This window comes from Ktedonobacteraceae bacterium (assembly GCA_035653615.1).
Classification (GTDB): domain Bacteria; phylum Chloroflexota; class Ktedonobacteria; order Ktedonobacterales; family Ktedonobacteraceae; genus DASRBN01.
In genome coordinates this window covers 94,619-114,046 of sequence record DASRBN010000001.1, presented here as the reverse complement: position 1 = coordinate 114,046, position 19,428 = coordinate 94,619, and the positions used below count along the sequence as shown (strand labels likewise).

Sequence of the window (19,428 nt, the reverse complement as noted above, 5' to 3'; positions counted from 1 at the left end):
GAAGAACCTTTACCACACCAGGTCTTTGCGGACATTCCCCTGAAATTAGATAGTTTGTCCCGGCAGGCAGGGATCAAATACGCGCCCAAACAGTTTGGCGAAGGTGCGGTCAGATGGTGAAAGAGTGCGATTCAGCGGAGTTACAATGACCGCGTCAACGCCAGGAGCGGAGTAGAAACGCGCGACGCGGTAGGTGACATGATTGGCATCTAACACCTGCAAGAAAGCAGGGTGAGGATCGATGTGCCAGTCCAATAGCAGCATACTGGCACGATCTGCATGCAACAAAGCTTCATCGTTGGACACGATGCGCCCATTCGGTTGCGTCGCTATAATAGAACCATCGGTCTCGAATGTGATATGATCCCCAACCCAACCGGTTGCCCAGACGTAGTGAATATGCTCGCTCTTGAGGTAGTTCACAATAGGATCAACGTTTGTTGGATTGCGCGAGCGGCAACCGGTAGCCTGGAAGGTATAGTTCGGGTCGGCCTGCGCGTAGGCAATCCCCTGGAAAACGAAATAGGCGGCCAGCACTACTAACAGGCCGGTTGAGAGGAATGCGAGCAATTTTCTTGAAGAAGCGAATCTACGCACAGGCAGGGCATTTGTATGCTGTAGGGACAAGGCTGGCTCCTGTCCTTGCTCGGGTACCTGGCTCGATTGCCTCTGCTGCCTTTCGAGCAGGATCAGGCCGGGAAAAATGATGAGCGTGGCAATCAGAAATGGCAGCGCGTCCACCAGCGGCACCGCGTAACGCCCGGCGCCATCGTAAGGACCGCACGGCGCCGGTACAGAGTTGGGGCCGATTCCGAGCGCGGCGGCAGTATTAGGGGTGACGCAGAAGATAATTGATGCGCAGAAAATGAAGAGCATAGGTAGCAGGGTAAGCTGCCTGACGCGCATAAAGACCGGGTGCAGCCCGCCGAATAAAAGCCCGGCTAAGCTTAGCACAATAGCCGCGCAAACAACAAACAGCCCGAAGGTTACAAGATGCGGATTCGCTACTGTCACATCTTGCTGCGTCGGCAAGGACCCGCCTAGCGTGTGTGGAACAATACAGGTGATGTACAGTTGCGCCACTTCCTTGATCATCACCAGGCGATTGCCCGCGATCGCTGTTCCCCCATGGAGCAGGTAGAAGACATTCGCCCAATGATTTTGCAGGCCCCAGATGATGCCGGGGAGAAAACCAACCAGCGCGGCAGGCAGCGCGTAGACTATGAGTATGCCTGCTTCGATGAGATCTCGCCAGGACTGTCCGGCAACCTCGCGACCCGGCCTGAGCAGCGTTAAGATAAAATATCCACCGATCCAGATCGCGATGGCTGCACAGGCATACACAATCAGCGGATCAATCCATAAACCCAGGCCGACGAGGAAGCCAATACCGGCCCAGCGCAAGGCAATCTCGCGTAAGGGTGCCCGCTGGCTCAGGCGCTGCGTCAGGCGAAACGCGCAAAAGAGCAGCCAGAGCATAATGATAAACGCTTCCATATACCCTCCCTGTACGCGCATCTCCTCAGCCATGTCGTACAGGGGTGGGAAAGCGGCTACCAGGGCGGCGATGGTCATGAACGTCGTTTTTAGGCGGTTGGAAAGGTGCGCGGTTTCGGCCAGGGAACCGGCGAAGCGCCAGGCAAGATAGACCATCAGCAGGCTCATGGGAATGGTTTCCAGGCGCATAGCCCAGACGGCAGGGCCCGTAAACAGAAAGATGAACGCGGCTAAATAGGCTTCCAGGCTGCCCATATACGGCTGGGCGTAGTAGTAGACAGGGCGCTCGCCCTGCAAAATATGCTCGGCTTGCAGCCCTACCATCATTTCGTCCCCGGCCATAGTGCCATTTGTATGCACAATCAACCAGACCCGCGTGAGTATCGCGAGTAGAAAACAAAACCATAAAAGCCATACAGGAGAATAAAGCAGCTTTAACCTGCTAGACCGACTCAAAGTGGTCGTGGAAGTCACCGCTTGTTCTGTAGAGACAGCGCCTGCTGCCCTCATGATCCTGCTCCTAAAAACACTGTATGCACATACACTATGGACGACGAGAAATCTTGAGTAGTCACCGGTTTTCTTACTATTTTCCCTATCCTACTATCAAGAACTCTGTCAAACACTACAGGTAACCCGTTGTGGTACTTCCTGCTCTCCAAATTATTTATCCGTGAATTACTATACTTCAATTCATGGGCTTTACTAAACAAAATCGGGAATCCTCGGCTCCGGGCCATGTCATTCTAATCCCTTTCCTGTCATTCTGAGCGCAGCGAAGAATCTCTGGTGGCACACGGATTCTTCGTTGCACTCAGAATGACAGGGCCCAAGGGGGTGCTGCCAGGCCAAACACCTCCCCATGCCAGCCCTTGTAGTCGCCCTCTTTCGGGTTCGCTATATGGGTTGTAAGACCACAATACCATCGAACGTGAATCGTTGCAAGCGTATGCCCTTCGTGGCGGCCATGCGCTCGACATCTGGAATCTGGGGCGCGTTGGGCGCGTTGGGCACGAAGACGTAGGCCGCGTGGGGATCGGCCAGGACCGGACCGTCGTAGGCCGGGTAGCGGTCGTGGTCACCACGGTAGAGATACTGGTCGAGTACGACGCAGGTGATCTTCTCGTTGCTGTCAAAGGTCAGGCGATAACACGTCCAGTAATCGGTATAGATATGGGTGGCGTGGATACGCAGGAGATCGTGCATCAGCGAGTTTTCTTGCTCGCGGCTGGCCTGGATGGTTGGTATATCTCGAAAGACGCTGATGCTGCCCCATAACAGAACCAGCGCCGCGAGCAGGAGAACGGCTCTCCCTATAAGAAGCATCAACCGGTCGGCATTAAACCGCCGCAAATCTTGATTACTGCCGGCTGCAGCCGGTTTCTCGCTTTCAAACCATATGTTCCAGAGTGGAGCAATCACGGCAGGCGTAGAGACGAGCAGGCCGGTTAAATAACGCGCGTTGGTTGGAAAGACTGCCGCGACGGGACTGAGGACAAACTGGATGAAGAAAAGGGCGGCGTTCAAAAGCAGCGCCAGGCGGACAACGTGACGTATGACCGCGCGCCTCGTTTCAGCTGGCTGTTCGCGCCGGGGAGCAAGCTGCCTGAGCCGGTTAAGGATGACAAGGGTTTGCAGCACGGCAATGGCCCACAAGATCAGCAAAAAGATGCTCCAGAGCAGGGTAAAGCTCTCCTGCCAGGCATTATAGGTTGCGTTCAAGCATTGGAATGCATTGATGGTGGGCAGGCCGTAGAGGATCAGGCTAGAGTCGTAGCATAACGGAGGCGCGCCTGTTATGGAAGGCAGACTTACTAATAGGGTTCCGGCAATGCCGGATTCATATGGATAGCGCCCAAAGAGGTGAGGCAGCAACAGCAATCGATGATCTCTGCTATGCAGGCTCAAGAGCGTAACCAACGAATTCTGCGCCGGATTGGTTATGTTGAAGATAATGACAGGTAGCAGTCCTAAAAGCAGGCCGAGCAGCAGGAAAGGCCATACTCTGATAGACAGCAGGGTACGCCAGCAAAATACCAGTAGCAGCAAGCCGGAGGTGAACACAAATACGACGAAAAGGTAATCGCTCCAGGTGCCCAGGCCCATCGCCAGTCCCCATAGCGCATAGCAGAGGGAGAAACGCCAGCGGCGATGACCTGCGGCAAACTGATCGTTGGCGAGCGCCAGCCAGCTGGCCAGCAAAAATCCCAGCGCGCCAAATGCCAGCATTTCAGGATAACCGCCGAGTGCGACGACTTCTGTTTGCAGCACAATGTTTGAGCCAGGAACCAGCAATCCCAACGTCACCAGCGCCAGCTGCTTTGAATAGAGCAGGCTGGTTAGCAGGTACATACAGGCCAGGAAACAGGTGAAGAAGAGCAATGGAACGAGTCGCAGGGTGAAAACTGAGGCGCCGAACAGGTGAAACAACGCCGCGGCCATATAGGCCTCAATCACGCCCATATAAGACTGCCCATAAAAAAAGATGGGTAGCTCACCCCGGTTGGCGATGTGAAGGGCCATCAAGCCCATAACCGATTCATCGCTATTGTGCTGGGGCCAGCCGAGAGCGATCAGCACCACCCGGAGTATGACGGCCAGAGCTATCAACGCGATGGCGCACAGGCCATATGACCCAATTGTAATTTTCCGAATACGTACTAGCATAAGGATGTGTGTGATGTAAGAATTACTGTCTTTAGAGTTTGACGTAGCTATATATATGTACGTAGCAAGAAAGCATAACTTAACGAATGATGACTTCTTTCCTAAATTTAGGAAATTTCACTATCAAAATCGGGCCTGTCATGCTGAGCGCAGCGAAGAATCCTTCGGTGGCGAGTGAGATTCTTCGCTGCGCTCAGCATGACACGACTTACTGATTTTTCGATAGGCAAAAGTATCCATTGCGGGTCAAAAATGTTTCAACCAGTTTCACAGCCTGCCAGGTTGTATGCTTGACTTTCGCGTTCCATTCATCTAGAATTATAATCGACTTATTAAGCTGAGGCATGCTGAGGGGAAAGCGCTTATAAAGGAGGAACTAGAGGATGGCCGACTGGTCTGGACAACAACTGGGGAATTATCACCTGATTCGCTTGTTGGGCAGGGGAGGCTTCGCGGAAGTCTACCTGGCAAAGCATACCTATCTCAATACCAATACCGCCATTAAAATATTGCGTGTGCGCCTGGCAGCGGGTGATGAGGAGAGCTTTTTGACGGAGGCCCGCATCATCGCCAGCCTGGTTCATCCTCATATTGTGCGCGTACTCGATTTCGGCATAGCTGATAATACACCGTACCTGGTAATGGACTACGCTCCCAATGGCACACTGCGCCAGCGCCATCCACGCGGCACCATCCTGCCCTTGTTGACGATTGTCTCCTATACCCGTCAAATCGCGGAAGCCTTGCAGTATGCGCACAGCAGGAAACTCATTCATCGCGACATCAAGCCAGAAAACCTGTTATTGGGAGCAAATAATGAAATCCTGCTCAGCGATTTTGGCACGGCCCTGCTCGTTCAGACCGTGCATAATGAAAGCCTGCACGAAATGGCCGGTACGGTCACCTATATGGCCCCGGAGCAGATTCAGGGCAAGCCTCGCCCGGCAAGCGATCAGTACGGACTGGCCGTCATGGTGTACGAGTGGTTGTGTGGCGAGTGTCCTTTTCGTGGCTCATTCGTCGAATTGTTCAGCCAGCATATGACGGCGAATCCCCCGTCCTTGCGCGCGAAGATTCCTTCTATTCCGGCTGATGTCGAGCAGGTTGTCATGACCGCGCTGGCGAAGGACCCGGCGCAGCGTTTTGGCAGCGTCAAGGCTTTCGCCAATGCCCTGGAACAGGCATGCCTGATAGAGCAGCCTACTATCAGCGCGCCTCCATATGTGCCGCCGTCTCAACCACTGCTAGCCGCAGAAGTACCCTCCCAGAAAAATAAGCCCGATTCGGTATCTTTCACCACCCTCGATCAGAACAACTCCGACGTTTACAATACGGCCATATTACCCCCATCCTTATCGGAAAAAAGTACGCCGCTGCCGGTATCTACACCTTCATCATCAGAAGTCGATCCATCAGGAGCGGCACCGGCTATTACGCCTGTGCTTTCATCGATAGGCGTTCAAATGCCTTCCGCGCCTCCAGCATCGACCGGCAAAAAAGGCCAGATTTCGCGCCGTTCGGTCGTGGTGGGCCTGGCAGGGGTAGCCGTGGTCGCGGCGGCAGCCGGAGGCTCGATTATCTACCTGCCGCAGCTTTTCAAACAAACAAAAAATGTCGTGAAGCAACATATAGCTACAGCAACGCCCGCACCCAATACAGTCGGGCAGCCGACTCTGTTTACGTATCACGGGCATATGGGTGCGATTAACGGGATCGACTGGTCGCCCGATGGCACTCGCGTCGTCTCCGGCGGCAATGATTTTTTGGTGCAGGTATGGAATACGAGTGGCAGCAATCCTCTCTTTCTCTACCGGCATGGGCAGGTGGTAAAAGCCGTCGCCTGGTCGCCCAATGGCAAATATATCGCCTCCACGAGCAAGGACAAGACCATCCAGGTGAGAGATGCCGGCAATGGGAAACTGCTGCATACCATTACAGCCAATAAAGGTCCCGTTAATGCCGTATCCTGGTCGCCCGATAGCAAAACGATTGTATCCGCCGGCTCGGATAAAGAAGTCAAAGTCTGGGATGCCCTGACAGGAAATAATGCCATGATGCTGTATCACGATTTGAGTCCGATAAATACCGTCGCCTGGTCGCCCAATGGCAAATACATCGCCTCCGGTGGGGGTGATCACGTGATAAAAGTCTGGGATGTAATGGCGGGAAAACTCATTTACACGTTTAACCAGCACACGGACGCGATACGAAGCATTGCCTGGTCGCTGGACAGCAAATGGATCGTTTCCGGTAGCAACGATCAAACGGCCAGGGTATGGGAAGCCACTTCGGGGCAGGTCATGTGGAGCTACCAGGAGCACCTGGGGGTCGTACATTCCGTGACCTGGTCACCCAACGGCCAGTTCGTAGCCGTCGGAAGCAACAGCGGCTATATTCGGGTGCTGGATGCTGCTAGCGGCCAGCAAGCCTTCTTTCACGATGGGCAGACCGGCTCGATCAACGCGCTTGCGTGGTCTGTCAGTGGCGCCCAGATCGTCTCGGGCAGCAGCGATAAGACGGCGCAGGTATGGAAGGCGATGTAGGGCTGAGGAAAAACTATTAGCGGAGGCTGATGCCATTATGCGCCGGGCCAATCACCCATCTGCCATTGAAAAACTGGCTTTCAAAGTAGGGGATGTAGAGAGCTAGAGAGTCAGGAGCGCTGTTTCTTGCGCTCCTGAGCAAATCCCCTTATACTGCCACATTCGTCGACCGGCTATACGGCTTCTCCGGGTCGATCAGCACATTGACGCAGGCAGGTAGTCCAGACGCGAAGGCGCGTTCGAGTGCCGGGCGAATGTCTTCGGGGCGCTCCACCAGTTCGCCGTAGCCTCCCAGCGCCTCGACCATTTTGTCGTAGCGGATGCCGGGGGTGAGTTCCGCCGCCGTCGCGTGTCCGATAATCGCCTTCTGGGGATGCTTGATCTGGCCCCAGGCGCCGTCGTTGCCGATAATCGAGACCACGGGCAGTTTCTGGCGTACCATGCTTTCAAACTCCATGCCGTTCAGGCCAAACGCGCCGTCACCGTGAATAATCAAGACCTTCTGGCCGGGGCGAGCGATTTGCGCGGCCATGGCGAAGCCGGTGCCGGTTCCCAGGCAACCCATGGGACCGGGATCGAGCCAGTAGCCCGGTTTGCAGACGTTGACGACGCGCCCGGCATAACTGACGATATCGCCGCCATCGCCCACTACCGTCGTATCCTCGTCGATAAAGTCGCGTATCTCGCGGCAGAAGCGCATGGGGTGAATGGGTACCGCGTCTGAACTCATCAGCTTCGTATCGCGTTCCATGGCCGCGTTCTCCTGCTCGCGAATGTAGGCGAGCCATTCGCCTTCTGCCGGCTTCTGTTTGGTAGCCGCGGCCACCTGGCTCATGCTCAGTCCGACATCGCCCGCCAGTCCAACCGCCGCGCCGCGATTGATGCCGATATCCTCGGCTGCCAGGTCGAACCAGATCACCTTCGCCTCCGCGGGAATGAGCGGCGGCTGGCCGTGATTGAGGCGAAAGTCCATGCGCGTGCCAATCGCCAGGATGGTATCTGCGCCCTCCAGCGCCTTGCGCCGCGATGCCGAGAAAAAGAGGGGATGCGTGGGCGGCAGGCAACCGCGCCCGGCGCCATTGAGGTAGACAGGGGCCGAAATGCGTTCGGCCAGTTGGCGCAGGGGTTCGGCGGCATCGCACCACCAGACGGCCGTTCCCGCCATAATCACCGGGCGTTCGGCGGCATCTAGTAGCGCCGCGGCTTTCTCCACCATGTCCGGGTCGGGAGCGGTGCGGCCTGAAAAGCGGTAGTTCGCGGGGTCGCCGGGGTCGAAGAGCGTATCGGTATCGGCGAAGTTGTTCAGGACATCCATCGGCATCTCTAAGAAGGTCGGGCCGGGCTTGCCGCTTAGCATCTGGCGGAAAGCCGCGGCAGTGTATTCGGCGAGGCGCGAGGTTTCATGCACGGTGCGCGCCCATTTGGTGATGGGGCGCAGCAGGTCGATCTGGTTCATTTCCTGCAACGCGCCGCGATCCCACAGGCCGAGGGGAGCTGCTCCACCAATGACGAGCACAGGACTGCCCGCGAGATAGGCGTTGGCCACGCCTGTCACGCCGTCGGTTACGCCCGGACCGGCAGTCAGTAAGGCGACACCGGGTTTGCGCATGCATTTGGCCCAGCCCTCGGCGGCATGTACTGCCGCCTGTTCGTGGCGCGTATCTACCACGCGAATGCCTTCGCGCACGCAGCCATCGTAAATAGCGGCAATATGTCCACCGCTCAGTGTAAAGACGACTTCGACGCCCTCGCGCTTGAGGGTTCTGGCGACCAGCCAGCCGCCGTGGATGAGGCCCATGATGAACTCCGTTTCACTCACTCAATTCCGATATCCCATGCCTGCTGCAAATCCGCCCGCGAATAACACTGGAAAGCCATCAGCGTATTCGTCTTCGTGATGGCCGGAATTTTGACCATGCGGGTGGTGACGACCTCGGCCAGGTCTTCGTAGTGTTGCAGTCGCAGCAGAGCGACCAGATCGTACTCGCCCGTGACCGAGTAGACCTCCGCCACGCCATCGATCTCTAAAAGGCTCTGGGCCGTTTCGTTCACCTGCCCGCGCTGGACATTGATGAGGACGACAGCAGATACCATAATCTGGCTCCTTATGTTATTGGTTGATGAAGTGATCGTCCAACCCCAGGAGCCGATCAATCGGCGGTGCCCGCGATAAATCGGGGCCTACGGCTCCGCCGGGCAATGCATCCCCCACGGCTGTGCCGTAGGGGCCGGGCAGTCCTGTCTGGGGGACAGGCATACCGCGCCCACCGCCGATTGATCGGCCCCACGTCTCTGGCCTGACTCACTCAAACACGTTATAGTTATACTCCGAGGATCGGTGGGGGTGGGACTGCCGGCAGCTCCATCTCCAGGCCGATCACCTTCAATTTCTTACGCAGCGAATCCTGGGCGTAGCGCGGCGTGACCCAGGGATCCATGCCCTGTGCAAGCATATTCTTGATTTGCTCGGGAGCGGGCGTAATGGCTTCGATGGCCGTTTGCGCGTATTTTTTGAGCGCGTCATGCACGACTTGAGCATTGGCCTTGTCCTGCTGGATCATCTCGCGCAAGAATTTGACGCCGAAGACGACGTGCCGCGATTCGTCGCGTGCGACCGCCGTGAAGCCGCCGCGGAAAGCCGGGAAGAGGTTGAACTGGCGGTAGGCTTCCAGGATGCCGCGCTGTCCCGCCAGCGCCATCGTGCCCTCGACGATCACGTGATAGAGCGTGATACCCTCGACCAGGTGCGCGAGGTTGCCAGGCTCGCGCCGGATGCGATCTGCTACTTCTGAAAGCGACTCGATCAGGATAAATTTCAGCCCGGTGTTCATGTACTGGCGCGCGAAGGCGAGCATTTCTTCCATGTTGGGCTTTTCGATGCCCATCACATCCCGGAAAAAACGGGCGAAGAAGACGGTGTGCCTGGCCTCGTCGACCAGCTGCGTGGTCAGGAAGATGCGCATCTCCTCGTCCGGCATGGCGAAGACATAAGGACTGAGTGTGTCGGTGACGCAGGCCTCGCCCTGGAAGAAGGCCGATAGTCCATAGATGCGCATCATGCGTTCATCCTCGGACATATTCGCCCACTGCTCGCGGTCCTCGCTGAAATCAATATCCTGGGCACGCCATTGCTGGCGCTCCCAGCGATAGTAGAGTTCGCGATAGGTGGGCAAATGAACCAGCCCCTCGTCAATAATATGCAAAACGCTATCAATAGGAGTCTGCTGCAACTGTGTCAACGAAGCGTTTTCCAGCGACATTTCAATGGACATGGCCTCTCCTCAGTTCTTTCTTGTCGATCTTGCCAACCAGGTTGCGCGGCAACGCGCGTACAAATTCGATCTCGCTGGGTGTTTTGTAGTTCGCCAGCGATTCGCGACAAAAGGCTTTGAGGGTCTCTGCATCGACCTCTTCGCGAGTCACGACGAAGGCCTTGACCTCCTCGCCCATACGCTCGGACGGGATGCCGATGACCGCCGATTCGATCACTGCCGGATGGCGGTTGAGTACCTCTTCAACGTCACGCGGGTAGATATTGAATCCACCGCGAATGATCAGGTCTTTTTTGCGTTCGACGATGTACAGGTAGCCGTCTTCGTCGAGTCGTCCCATATCCCCCGTATGCAGCCAGCCGTTGCGCAGGGCCACCCGCGTCTCCTCAGGCATGTTGTAGTAGCCCTGCATGATATTAGGCCCGCGCGCGACAATCTCGCCCACTTCGCCTGTAGGCACGGGCTGGTCATTGTCATCCACAATCATGAGTTCGACGCCCTCAACCGGCTTGCCGACGGAGCCGGGCTTGCGCACCATATCCACACCATGGCCGGTGAGTACGGTACTCGCCTCGGTCAGGCCATAGCCCTCGAGGATGCGACAGCCATATTTTTGCTCGAAAGCCTCCAGAACCGCGACGGGCAGCGGAGCCGAACCGCAGACGCAATCCTCCAGGCTGCTGGTATCATATTTGTCAGCATCCGGCGCATAGAGCAGGGCCACGTACATGGCCGGTACGCCCGCGAAACCCCGAATGCGGTAGCGTTCGATGGCCGCAAGCACGGCGCCGGTGTCAAAGCGCGGGTGCATCACGATTGTAGCGCCGCTTAAATAGCTGACATTCGAGACCAGCAGGCCATAGCTATGCGCCAGGGGCAAAACGGTCAGCTGGTGCTGCCCCCGGCGTTCCGCCCTATCTGTGCCAAGCCCACTGAGCGCGTTGGAGACCAGGTTGCGATGCGAAAGCATCACACCCTTGGGCCGCCCGGTCGTGCCAGAGGTATAAATGGTGACAGATGTATCACCAGGCGAAAGCGAGACGCCCTCGAGATCCTCAAGAAAACGATCCGCGTATGCTGTTCCCATCGCCAAAACATCACGATAAGCCCGTAGGGGCCGGTTTACCGCGCCCACCGCCGATTGATCGGCTTCCGCGTCCCGTGCCTCAATACCCGTCGCAATGATATGTTCCATCGTGGATACCTCCGCGAGGGCATTTTGCAGGAGGGGCAGCAGGATCGCGCTGGTAATAATGGCTTTAGCAGCAGAGTTTTCGGCGATGTAGCGCACTTCGGGTCCCTTGAGCAGGGGAAGGACGGGAACGATGATAGCTCCGGCCCGCGCAATCGCCTGGTACGCAATGATGACCTCCGGCGAATTGATCATCATTACGATGACGCGGTCGCCTTTCTGGATGCCAAGCGCCCGCAGACCGGCGGCAAGCTGCGTAGCCTCTCGCGCAACCTCCAGATTTGTATACTCGCGTACCTCTTCGTGCTGCGCGTCTTCGTAAATCAGCATCTTGTAGATGCCGAAATGTTCATAATTGTAGATGGCAAGATCGTACAGCACCTGGATATCCTGCAGGTCTGTTATGCGTTTCTCGCCTGTCATGCGCCAACCTCGTTTCTTTGCAGCAATGGAACAAAGACGACCGCTTCCCCGGTGGTGACTTTCTCGCCTTTCTGGTTCTGTGCCCAGCATTCCAGGGTAATAGCATCTCGCGTACCATTAGACTCGCGGGCCTTGACCACACCCAGGCAGGTGAGCGTATCGCCCAGGCGCACCATGTTGACGAAGCGCACTTTCAGTTGTGAAAATTCCGCATGCTCGATCCCGGCGATCTGCTGCATCACGAATTGACCGAGAAAGGCCATACTGAGCATGCCGTGAGCGATGATGCTGTCCAACCCGACGCGGTGCGCAGCCTCCTCATCGATATGGATAGGATTATGGTCGCCCGACGCTTCCGCATAGCGCTGGAGTTGCTCCAATGTGATCGGCGGCTTGACCAGCGGTGAAAGCGTGTCTCCAACTGCTGCGTCGACAATGCTCATGGAAAAGTTACCTCCAAAAAATCTTCTTCTAAGAGTAGCATTATTCTGAATAATCTACAAGGGCGGGCTAAAAAACCGGGCGCATAGAGCGCCAGGGGCTGGGAGACTGCTCGCGGACGGCAGGTTCCCAACCCGGCTCGCCGTATAAAATATTTGCATTCCACGCGGGGTTTTTATAACAGAAACGATAGCGTATCTTATAGCCTCGCTCGGCCTTCTGCTTCTCATGATAGGCAGTTTCAAGGCCAAGCTGGAAGCTGAGCAATTGAGCGTAATAGGGCTGGAGCTGGTACTCCATCGAATCGGTATCTAACTCATGATCGGCAAACGATAACTGCAGGTCGAAGCAATAGGGGTAATCCATCACTTCCGGGTCGCGGTCCTCCTCATCGGCTCGATGGATGAGAATAAGCATACCCAACATTTCGAACTGGCAGTAAGGCTCACCGGAAAAAGCGTTTTGCCGGAACGGGGGTAGGGAGAAGAGGTCGCGTATCTCGGTGGCGAGTTGTTGCAGGGACTTATCTGTTTTGATACAGACTTGAAACGACATAAAGAACTCCTTCTGGAGATACGAAGGTACTACGTATCGAACCTGCTGACACGTAGTGTAGTGCGAAGCACGTTGCAGGCTCGCATTACAAGGCAGGTTTTCTTCAAACGCCTTGTATGTATGTGGCTTCATCTTACGCTCAGATGTGAGTGGTGTCAAGCTGACTTTTTTGCTGAGAGGTCTACATATGAGCCCTTATGAAAAAGGGTCCTGGATTGCTCCAGGACCCCGGTGATTTAAACTGGCGAGGAATATGAACGAAAGAACTAGAAAGCTCCTGTCCCTTCTGGCGTGCCAAGTCCGGTAGGGCCATCATAGCCAGGGCCGGCGTTGCAGATGTAGTTGCCGCAGTTGCCGTTGCTGCCTGACGTTACGTCGTTCATATTGGTGCTGTAATTGTAGTTCAGGTAGGGATATGAACCGTAGTTGATGCTGCCCTCGTTGCCGGCGAGCGCGTAGACGCTGGCAATAATCGGCGAGGAGACGCTGGTGCCACCATAGACCTGCCAGCCGGGTGCCTGGAAGGTATCGTAGACAGAAACGCCGGTCGCGGGATCGGCATCGGCTGATACATCAGAAACTGTCCTGTTGCTGCAGTCCGGGTCTGTCTGCCAGCTGGGCTTGGAGATGTATTTACTGCATCCGCTACCCGAACCACTCCATGCCGTCTCTGACCAGCCACGGCTGCCGCCGCCCCTGGTCAGATGAGTTCCGCCGATGGCAGTCAACGTATTGAAGACGGCCGGGGCGCCTGTGCCATACCCACTGTCGCCAGAGCTGGCGGTGATGGCAACGCCGGGATGATTGTAGTCGTTGGCCTGAATCTTGATTTCCTTTTTGGCCTCGTTGCCGCTGTAGCTGTTGCTGACCGCGTTGGCTCCCAGCTTTACGGCCTCATTAACCGACTTGCCAAGGTTCCTGAAGTGGTTGTTGTCGGCTTCGACCAGCAGAATATGGCAGTTCGGGCAGATGGCGCTGACCATGTCGAGGTCGAGCGAGATTTCCGCGGCCCAGCCGGCATTGGGGGTCGGGTAGTTGCCCTGCTGGCCCTGCTGGTTCACCTTTTTGAAGCAGCCGTTGCCGGTGGTGCAGGCGGGTAGACCAAACGTTGAACGATAGACGCCCAGGTCGGCTTCGGCATTCGGGTCGTCGAAAGCATCAACGATGGCGACGGTCTGGCCGTTGCCCTGCGAAGCGGAGGGCAGATTGTAGGCCGATTGCAGATCGGCGGGATGATAGCCGGCCGGGCCTGAGTCCGGGCGGAACTGCGAGTTCACCGCCAGGATGGCCATGCAGCTGGCATAGTCGAGTGGAGCGGACGCGCATACATGCACGTAGGGCGTTGCGGCCGGGGCAGAGCTTTTCGCGAGAGCTCCGGGCGTTGCGCCGAGGGAGACGAGCGCCCACAGAGCAATAAAAGAGAGGGTACAGGCGAGTTTCTTCAATGAAATCTCCTCTAAAATAAATAATGCTACATAGACCGGTCAGCACGGGGAACAGCATCTGCGCTTGCGCAATGTTGTAGCGACATGCAGAAAAGGTCGGCACCACGCATACCCCCTGTATGCGTCTATGTTGGCATAGTGGCATATGGCTGGCGATAGTAAGCCATATGTTGGGGTGAAACTCAACGTTTCTATGATCAGTATAAACTGCTGAGCAGCGGCATGTCAATACCAAAATTTTACCTTTTGCTCTTGCCTTTACCGTTTCTGCCTGATATACTGCCAGCGTTTGGAACTTTTGCGTAATTCCTTTTCCTGGTTAGGAGTAAAAAGCGGTTATGGTAGCCGTGCGTAGAATGAATGCGCCTGCGCCTCCTCCTGTGCAAGCAGGCCCCATTATACACGGTAGTCCCAGTATCGAACGCTGGTTGAATCATTACTGGCCGAGATTGCAGCTTCCGGCTCAGGAATTGAGCCGCCTGGCGATTACTCAAGATCGCCAGGAGTTTATGCGCTGGACGGGGAAGCGGCTCAACATTATGGCATTGGGCTGCTATTGTTATCTTCCGGCTCCCTCTAGCAGGCGCGCTCGTCCGGGCAAGCTCACTTCGCCCGCGCCGGTGCTGCCGGGTTTTAGCGACGCGCAACAGCAACGGCAGGCGCGAGGTCACCGGCACCTGATCTTCATCGAGCCGGATATGCAGCCAAAGTCAATCGAGGTCACGGTAGCGCACGAGCTTATTCACTTGGCGGACCGCGTGAATGGAACACCGCGCCGCCATCAGCATCACGGCTATGATGCGATTGCCGATGACGAGGCGGCTGTTACCGGCTACAGCCTGGAGGAACTGCGTCACCTGCTGCATGAGGAGAGCGCCCGCCGCGAACAGTTGCGCCGCCAGCGCCGTCCTATCCGCTACCTGTACGAATGCCCCAACTGCGGCAAACAATATCCACGCGCGCGCCGTTACTCGCAGGCAGTCTCATGCAGCAGCTGCGATAAGCGGTATAATCCATTGTACAAGTTGTCCCTGCGCGACTAATACGAACGCAGTCGGTGATTGCGTTTGTGAAAATGGAAACGCGGCAGTAGTTCTTAGCAAAGATACTACTGTTCCTTTTCTGCGAATAAAGAAAGAATAGGGTAGAAGAAGGTTTTTTTGCTGTTCCCTGGCCGTAAGAGCTATATGACCAGAAGTATGCTATGCCAAACGGAGACGTAGAAAGATATGTGTAGAAACATCAAGACGCTCTACAACTTCGAGCCGCCCGTGACCGGGGAAGAGATACGGGCAGCCGCGTTACAATATGTGCGCAAAATAAGCGGCTTCAACAAGCCCTCGCAGGCCAATGAAGCCGCGTTCTTTGCCGCCGTCGATACGATAGAGGCAGCTTCCAGAGAGCTTCTCGCCTCGCTTCAGACAAATGCGCCACCGAAGGATCGGGAAGAAGAGGCCGTCAAAGCGAAAGCGCGATCTGCGCGCAGATTTTCGCAGTAACGTCTTTATTTCGGTGTCGCGTAGCTATGTAGGCTGGGCACAAAGAAGCTCACGCCATAATAGGTGAACAGCGTCGCGATGAAACCGATGGTCAGAAGCCAGCCGGCGCGTTTGCCGCGCCAGTTGCGGATGCCGCGCGCGTGCAGGTAGACGGCGTAGATCAGCCAGGTGATGAGGGCCGACGTCTCTTTCGGATCCCAGCTCCAGTAATGTCCCCAGGCGTAGTTTGCCCAGTACGCGCCAAGAATGAGGGTGAGGGCCAATAATGGGAAACCGACGATGACGGCTTTGTATCCCAGCTCGTCGGCGGCCTCTGCCGATGGAAGCCACGTGAAACGTTGTCCTTCGCCGCCCTGTACCAGGATGATGAGGCCCGCGCCAAATGCCACGCTGAAGAGCGCGTAGGCGAAAATAGCCATCGAAACATGAACGGTCAGGATGGGCTGGTCTTGCAGCGCGGGGATCAGCTGCGACGAGTCGCTGATCATGTTATAAGTAATGCCGAGATAGATGGCTATGCCGAGCGTGACAACTGCCAGGACGCAGACGTAGAGGCCCCAGGCACGCACGCGTTCGTGGAAACGCGCCTCGAAGATCAGGTAGCAGAGCAGCAGGGCCGTGGTGAAGCTCAGACTGAACTCGTACAGGTTGCTCCATGGTGCGTGCTGCTCCACAATAGTGCGGAAGAGCAATGACAGGAACAGCATGAAGACGGCCATCCATCCCACGATGGTACCGATGCGTCCGATGGCAATCAGGCCGCGGTTGAGCGCGATGGGCTGCTCGCCGTCCGGCTGCTCATGCAGGACGACATCGCTGCGCACCAGCGTCGTGACGCCACCCCCGGCAAGCGCCGCTTTACCGGCTCTGGCCTTGCTAGCGCTCCTGGCCTGCGCGCCCTCGACTGCCAGTTCCTTCGCGAAGCGGGCCGAGCCAAGCGTGTACCACAGGTAGGCCAGCGTCATGACGACGAGCATGACGACCGCTGATGTGAACAAATAGTTAGACAGGCTACCAAGCTCCTGTGTTCCAGGCGATGTGGTTGCGGCTATAAATAAAAGTAGCATGATGAACCTCTATTGTAGGGTGGTAAATGATCATATAACTGGTCAATGATTATCCTCAAATAGATAGTAGCATAGCTAAGGAAGAGCGTCAAACAAAAATCAATAGATGCCGGCGAACTCGCTTTGCAGTTCATGGAGCCAGTCCAGGACGGCGCGCGTCTGGTGAATGCGGCTGCGCAGGACGACATGGTCGAAGAAGGCGGTGTCGCTGGTCCGGGCGTCGGGGAGCCGCTGCGCCTCAAGATAGTCCAGGAATTTCTGGCAGGCCAGCACTTCATCGTCGATGAGCCGCGTAATCTGGTCCGGGCGAATACGCTGCGTGAAATAGAGTTTGATGAGAAAGACGATGCGAATCTCGCGCGGGCGCTCGACCGGTTTGCTGAGCCAGTCAAAAAAGGTCTCGCGGCCCGCGCCTGTCAGGTGGAAGACCTTGCGCGGCGGTCGAGCGCCCTGCGCTTCCAGGTCCGCCTCAATATATTTGAGTTGTTCGAGTTTCTTCAGGAAGGCGTACATCTGGCTCATTTCCAGGTGAACGATCTGGCGCAGGGTACCGGTCTGGAATTGCTGGAACATCTCGTAGCCATGCATCGGTTGCCCTTCAAGCAGCCCCAGGATGGCATATTCCGCGGGTTCGCTGATTTGCATACGTTTCTCTCACACATCATCGGAACATCACGACAGCGTTATTATAGTGTACTTTGGGATGCGGGGCAAGGGAGTGAGGGTTATCCAGAGGAAAGAACTGGCAGCTTTCTTGTAAAGCTTACAATGCTCGTAACGGACTAAAATGATTAGAACAGAAGTGATAAAATAGACACCAGAGCAGATACAAACATGCATAGATAAGAGGAACAACTATGTCAATACTTGACAAGCCTCTAACACCGCGGCCCGAGCGTTCAAAACGCCCCTTTATCATCCTGGGCATCGTAATTGTATTGATCCTTATCCTGCTGCTATTTACCAATGTTGGCAATGATGTTACTTTTGTACAGCACTTTGTGACGGCTCCCAACCACTTCACCTACAATGGCCATTCCAATTACGTCAGTGCCGTGGGCTGGTCACCGGACGGCAAGCGCATCGCGTCGGCGAGCGGCGATGGCACCGTGCAGGTCTGGGATGCCTCCAACGGTGGGCATGTCCTGACCTATCGCGGTCATTCCGGGGATGTGCTAACCATGGCATGGTCGCCCGATGGGCAATACATCGCTTCCGGCGGGCTTGATACAACCGTGCAGGTCTGGAACGCTACCACAGGCGCCCATGTCTCTACATATCACGGGCACACCGACGCGGTTTATGACGTTGTGTGGTCGCCGGATGGCAGGCGCATTGCCTCGGCCAGCAACGATGGCACCGTGCAGGTCTGGGACGCGCTGACAGGGAAAAATGTTGCCAGTTACAGCAATCAATCTAACGGCAGGGGCCAGGCAGCGCCCTTTAACGCTGTGGCATGGTCGCCGGACGGCAAACGCATCGCGGTGGGCGGAAATGGTGATGTAATGCTGCTGGATGCGACAACAGCAAGGGTGCTGGGCTATCTCGGCCACCAGGGCGGCATTGTGCATGCCCTGGCATGGTCACCGGACGGCAGATACCTGGCTGTGGGCAGTTCCAACACTACCGTCGAGCTATGGGATATGACCAGCGGAAATAACGTCTTCAACTACACCGGCCACACCGCCGACGTACTTGCCGTAGCCTGGTCACCGGACGGCAAGCGTATCGCCTCCGCCAGCTCCGATGGCACCGTGCAGGTCTGGGACGCGCTCACAGGCAACCACGCCTACATCTATCGCGGCCACGCCGACTACTACTGGGGCCATTTCACATCAGGGGCATCCGTAGACGCCGTAGCGTGGTCGCCGGACGGCAAACGCATTGCGTCGGGGGGAAGCGATAATACGGTGCAGGTGTGGGCGGCGATGTGATGGATGTGACGAAAGGCGAATACTTCACAAAAATGACACGCATCATTTTATCCTATATCCAGGTTGAGCCGCTCTTCATGGCGCGGCAAAAAGGGCTGGATGCAGCCGAAATCTCGCCCGATTTAGGGCTTTCGAGGGTGATGGTAGCGCTTACCCCTGAAGGTGTCGTGTTTCCCGGCGGCGAGAGGGTGAGCTGGCAAAATCTGGAGAAGATTCGTAAATCGGAGGTCAACTGCTTCCTGGTCGAGGAGGATGCGGTCAAAAGCATACAGGTATTCTCGGAGTACACGAACCGCGTGTGCGGCCTGATGCCGACAAAAGGCGCGCCCAGCATGCTGATCGCCGGGTTTGTCATGCACCGCATCAAGGATATCGACCCGATGCAGGATACCTCGAGGAAGATTGCCAGCATTACGCCTGTAGTGGGGCGCGTGCTGGATACGGCGACGGGCCTCGGTTACACGGCCATCGAGGCGGCTAAAACTGCTGAGCAGGTGGTGACGATAGAGCTTGATCCTGGGGCGCAGGAGATTGCACGGCTCAATCCCTGGTCTCAGGCCCTGTTCGATAATCCTAAGATCGAGCAGATCATAGGCGATGCCTACGAAGTCGTACAGGCATTCGAGGATGAGAGTTTTGCGCGCATTATTCACGACCCGCCCACGTTCAGCCTGGCGGGCGATCTCTATTCGGGCGCGTTTTACCGCCAGCTCTACCGCGTTCTCAAACGCGGTGGCCGCCTGTTTCACTATATCGGCGATCCCAACAGCAAGGCCAGCGGGGGCGTGACGAAAGGCGCGCTGCGACGCCTGCAGGAGGCCGGTTTTGCGCGTGTCACGCGCAGGCCGGAGGCGTTCGGAGTCGTGGCATATAAATAAGGATTTTGTCCTATT

The 19,428-nt window shown here is 56.4% G+C and carries 17 protein-coding genes; 5 read left to right on the top strand and 12 right to left on the bottom strand.

The features are described 5' to 3' along the window. Positions 1 to 45: 45 nt before the first annotated feature. Both VFA09_00525 and VFA09_00520 read right to left on the bottom strand, forming a co-directional pair. On the bottom strand, positions 46 to 2,007 hold the full coding sequence (locus tag VFA09_00525) for a hypothetical protein (protein HZU65734.1): 1,962 nt from the start codon (positions 2,005 to 2,007) through the stop codon (positions 46 to 48). Between the two features lie 387 nt (positions 2,008 to 2,394). After that, on the bottom strand, positions 2,395 to 4,164 hold the full coding sequence (locus VFA09_00520; protein HZU65733.1) for a hypothetical protein: 1,770 nt from the start codon (positions 4,162 to 4,164) through the stop codon (positions 2,395 to 2,397). Between the two features lie 383 nt (positions 4,165 to 4,547). Between VFA09_00520 and VFA09_00515 the strand changes: the two genes are divergently transcribed. Beyond that, positions 4,548 to 6,707 carry a serine/threonine-protein kinase gene (locus VFA09_00515; protein ID HZU65732.1) on the top strand — a complete coding sequence of 720 codons (2,160 nt, stop codon included), beginning with the start codon at positions 4,548 to 4,550 and terminating at the stop codon, positions 6,705 to 6,707. A 148-nt stretch (positions 6,708 to 6,855) separates the two neighbouring features. Here VFA09_00515 and VFA09_00510 read toward each other — a convergent pair whose 3' ends face one another. The 8 genes from VFA09_00510 to VFA09_00475 form a co-directional block, all read right to left on the bottom strand. Continuing rightward, positions 6,856 to 8,505, bottom strand: coding sequence for an acetolactate synthase (locus tag VFA09_00510; protein HZU65731.1), 1,650 nt, complete (start codon positions 8,503 to 8,505; stop codon positions 6,856 to 6,858). 17 nt (positions 8,506 to 8,522) lie between these two features. Continuing rightward, entirely contained in the window at positions 8,523 to 8,801 is a 279-nt protein-coding gene (locus VFA09_00505; GenBank protein HZU65730.1) for an Lrp/AsnC ligand binding domain-containing protein, read from the bottom strand. 16 nt (positions 8,802 to 8,817) lie between these two features. Beyond that, positions 8,818 to 8,964, bottom strand: a complete 147-nt coding sequence (locus tag VFA09_00500) for a hypothetical protein (GenBank protein ID HZU65729.1) — start codon at positions 8,962 to 8,964, stop codon at positions 8,818 to 8,820. Positions 8,965 to 9,028: 64 nt separating this feature from the next. Beyond that, complete coding sequence (locus VFA09_00495) at positions 9,029 to 9,979, bottom strand: ribonucleotide-diphosphate reductase subunit beta (GenBank protein ID HZU65728.1); 951 nt, start codon at positions 9,977 to 9,979, stop codon at positions 9,029 to 9,031. Next, complete coding sequence (locus VFA09_00490) at positions 9,969 to 11,594, bottom strand: long-chain fatty acid--CoA ligase (protein HZU65727.1); 1,626 nt, start codon at positions 11,592 to 11,594, stop codon at positions 9,969 to 9,971. The genes VFA09_00495 and VFA09_00490 overlap by 11 nt, the downstream gene beginning before the upstream one ends. Further along, positions 11,591 to 12,037 (bottom strand): MaoC/PaaZ C-terminal domain-containing protein, encoded by a 447-nt coding sequence (locus tag VFA09_00485; protein HZU65726.1) that lies wholly within the window; start codon positions 12,035 to 12,037, stop codon positions 11,591 to 11,593. The genes VFA09_00490 and VFA09_00485 overlap by 4 nt, the downstream gene beginning before the upstream one ends. 67 nt (positions 12,038 to 12,104) lie before the next feature. Beyond that, on the bottom strand, positions 12,105 to 12,590 hold the full coding sequence (locus tag VFA09_00480) for a hypothetical protein (protein ID HZU65725.1): 486 nt from the start codon (positions 12,588 to 12,590) through the stop codon (positions 12,105 to 12,107). A 266-nt stretch (positions 12,591 to 12,856) separates the two neighbouring features. Further along, positions 12,857 to 14,035, bottom strand: a complete 1,179-nt coding sequence (locus tag VFA09_00475; GenBank protein HZU65724.1) for a S53 family peptidase — start codon at positions 14,033 to 14,035, stop codon at positions 12,857 to 12,859. Positions 14,036 to 14,373: 338 nt separating this feature from the next. Between VFA09_00475 and VFA09_00470 the strand changes: the two genes are divergently transcribed. Both VFA09_00470 and VFA09_00465 read left to right on the top strand, forming a co-directional pair. After that, entirely contained in the window at positions 14,374 to 15,078 is a 705-nt protein-coding gene (locus VFA09_00470) for a hypothetical protein (protein ID HZU65723.1), read from the top strand. Positions 15,079 to 15,264: 186 nt separating this feature from the next. Further along, on the top strand, positions 15,265 to 15,534 hold the full coding sequence (locus VFA09_00465) for a DUF2277 domain-containing protein (protein ID HZU65722.1): 270 nt from the start codon (positions 15,265 to 15,267) through the stop codon (positions 15,532 to 15,534). Between the two features lie 5 nt (positions 15,535 to 15,539). Here the strand turns inward: VFA09_00465 and ccsB are convergent, their stop codons facing one another. Next, entirely contained in the window at positions 15,540 to 16,601 is a 1,062-nt protein-coding gene (ccsB, locus tag VFA09_00460; protein HZU65721.1) for a c-type cytochrome biogenesis protein CcsB, read from the bottom strand. A 99-nt stretch (positions 16,602 to 16,700) separates the two neighbouring features. After that, positions 16,701 to 17,246 (bottom strand): PadR family transcriptional regulator, encoded by a 546-nt coding sequence (locus VFA09_00455; protein ID HZU65720.1) that lies wholly within the window; start codon positions 17,244 to 17,246, stop codon positions 16,701 to 16,703. 212 nt (positions 17,247 to 17,458) lie between these two features. Here VFA09_00455 and VFA09_00450 point away from each other — a divergent pair, with 212 nt between their 5' ends. Beyond that, complete coding sequence (locus VFA09_00450) at positions 17,459 to 18,535, top strand: WD40 repeat domain-containing protein (GenBank protein ID HZU65719.1); 1,077 nt, start codon at positions 17,459 to 17,461, stop codon at positions 18,533 to 18,535. After that, entirely contained in the window at positions 18,520 to 19,413 is an 894-nt protein-coding gene (locus VFA09_00445; GenBank protein ID HZU65718.1) for a methyltransferase domain-containing protein, read from the top strand. The genes VFA09_00450 and VFA09_00445 overlap by 16 nt, the downstream gene beginning before the upstream one ends. Positions 19,414 to 19,428 lie beyond the last annotated feature (15 nt).

Coding starts and splice junctions, on each gene's coding strand:
- VFA09_00525 (HZU65734.1), bottom strand. CDS start 2,007: ATGAGGGCAGCAGGCGCTGTCTCTACAGAACAAGCGGTGACTTCCACG.
- VFA09_00520 (HZU65733.1), bottom strand. CDS start 4,164: ATGCTAGTACGTATTCGGAAAATTACAATTGGGTCATATGGCCTGTGC.
- VFA09_00515 (HZU65732.1), top strand. CDS start 4,548: ATGGCCGACTGGTCTGGACAACAACTGGGGAATTATCACCTGATTCGC.
- VFA09_00510 (HZU65731.1), bottom strand. CDS start 8,505: ATGGGCCTCATCCACGGCGGCTGGCTGGTCGCCAGAACCCTCAAGCGC.
- VFA09_00505 (HZU65730.1), bottom strand. CDS start 8,801: ATGGTATCTGCTGTCGTCCTCATCAATGTCCAGCGCGGGCAGGTGAAC.
- VFA09_00500 (HZU65729.1), bottom strand. CDS start 8,964: ATGCCTGTCCCCCAGACAGGACTGCCCGGCCCCTACGGCACAGCCGTG.
- VFA09_00495 (HZU65728.1), bottom strand. CDS start 9,979: ATGTCCATTGAAATGTCGCTGGAAAACGCTTCGTTGACACAGTTGCAG.
- VFA09_00490 (HZU65727.1), bottom strand. CDS start 11,594: ATGACAGGCGAGAAACGCATAACAGACCTGCAGGATATCCAGGTGCTG.
- VFA09_00485 (HZU65726.1), bottom strand. CDS start 12,037: ATGAGCATTGTCGACGCAGCAGTTGGAGACACGCTTTCACCGCTGGTC.
- VFA09_00480 (HZU65725.1), bottom strand. CDS start 12,590: ATGTCGTTTCAAGTCTGTATCAAAACAGATAAGTCCCTGCAACAACTC.
- VFA09_00470 (HZU65723.1), top strand. CDS start 14,374: ATGGTAGCCGTGCGTAGAATGAATGCGCCTGCGCCTCCTCCTGTGCAA.
- VFA09_00465 (HZU65722.1), top strand. CDS start 15,265: ATGTGTAGAAACATCAAGACGCTCTACAACTTCGAGCCGCCCGTGACC.
- ccsB (HZU65721.1), bottom strand. CDS start 16,601: ATGCTACTTTTATTTATAGCCGCAACCACATCGCCTGGAACACAGGAG.
- VFA09_00455 (HZU65720.1), bottom strand. CDS start 17,246: ATGCAAATCAGCGAACCCGCGGAATATGCCATCCTGGGGCTGCTTGAA.
- VFA09_00450 (HZU65719.1), top strand. CDS start 17,459: ATGTCAATACTTGACAAGCCTCTAACACCGCGGCCCGAGCGTTCAAAA.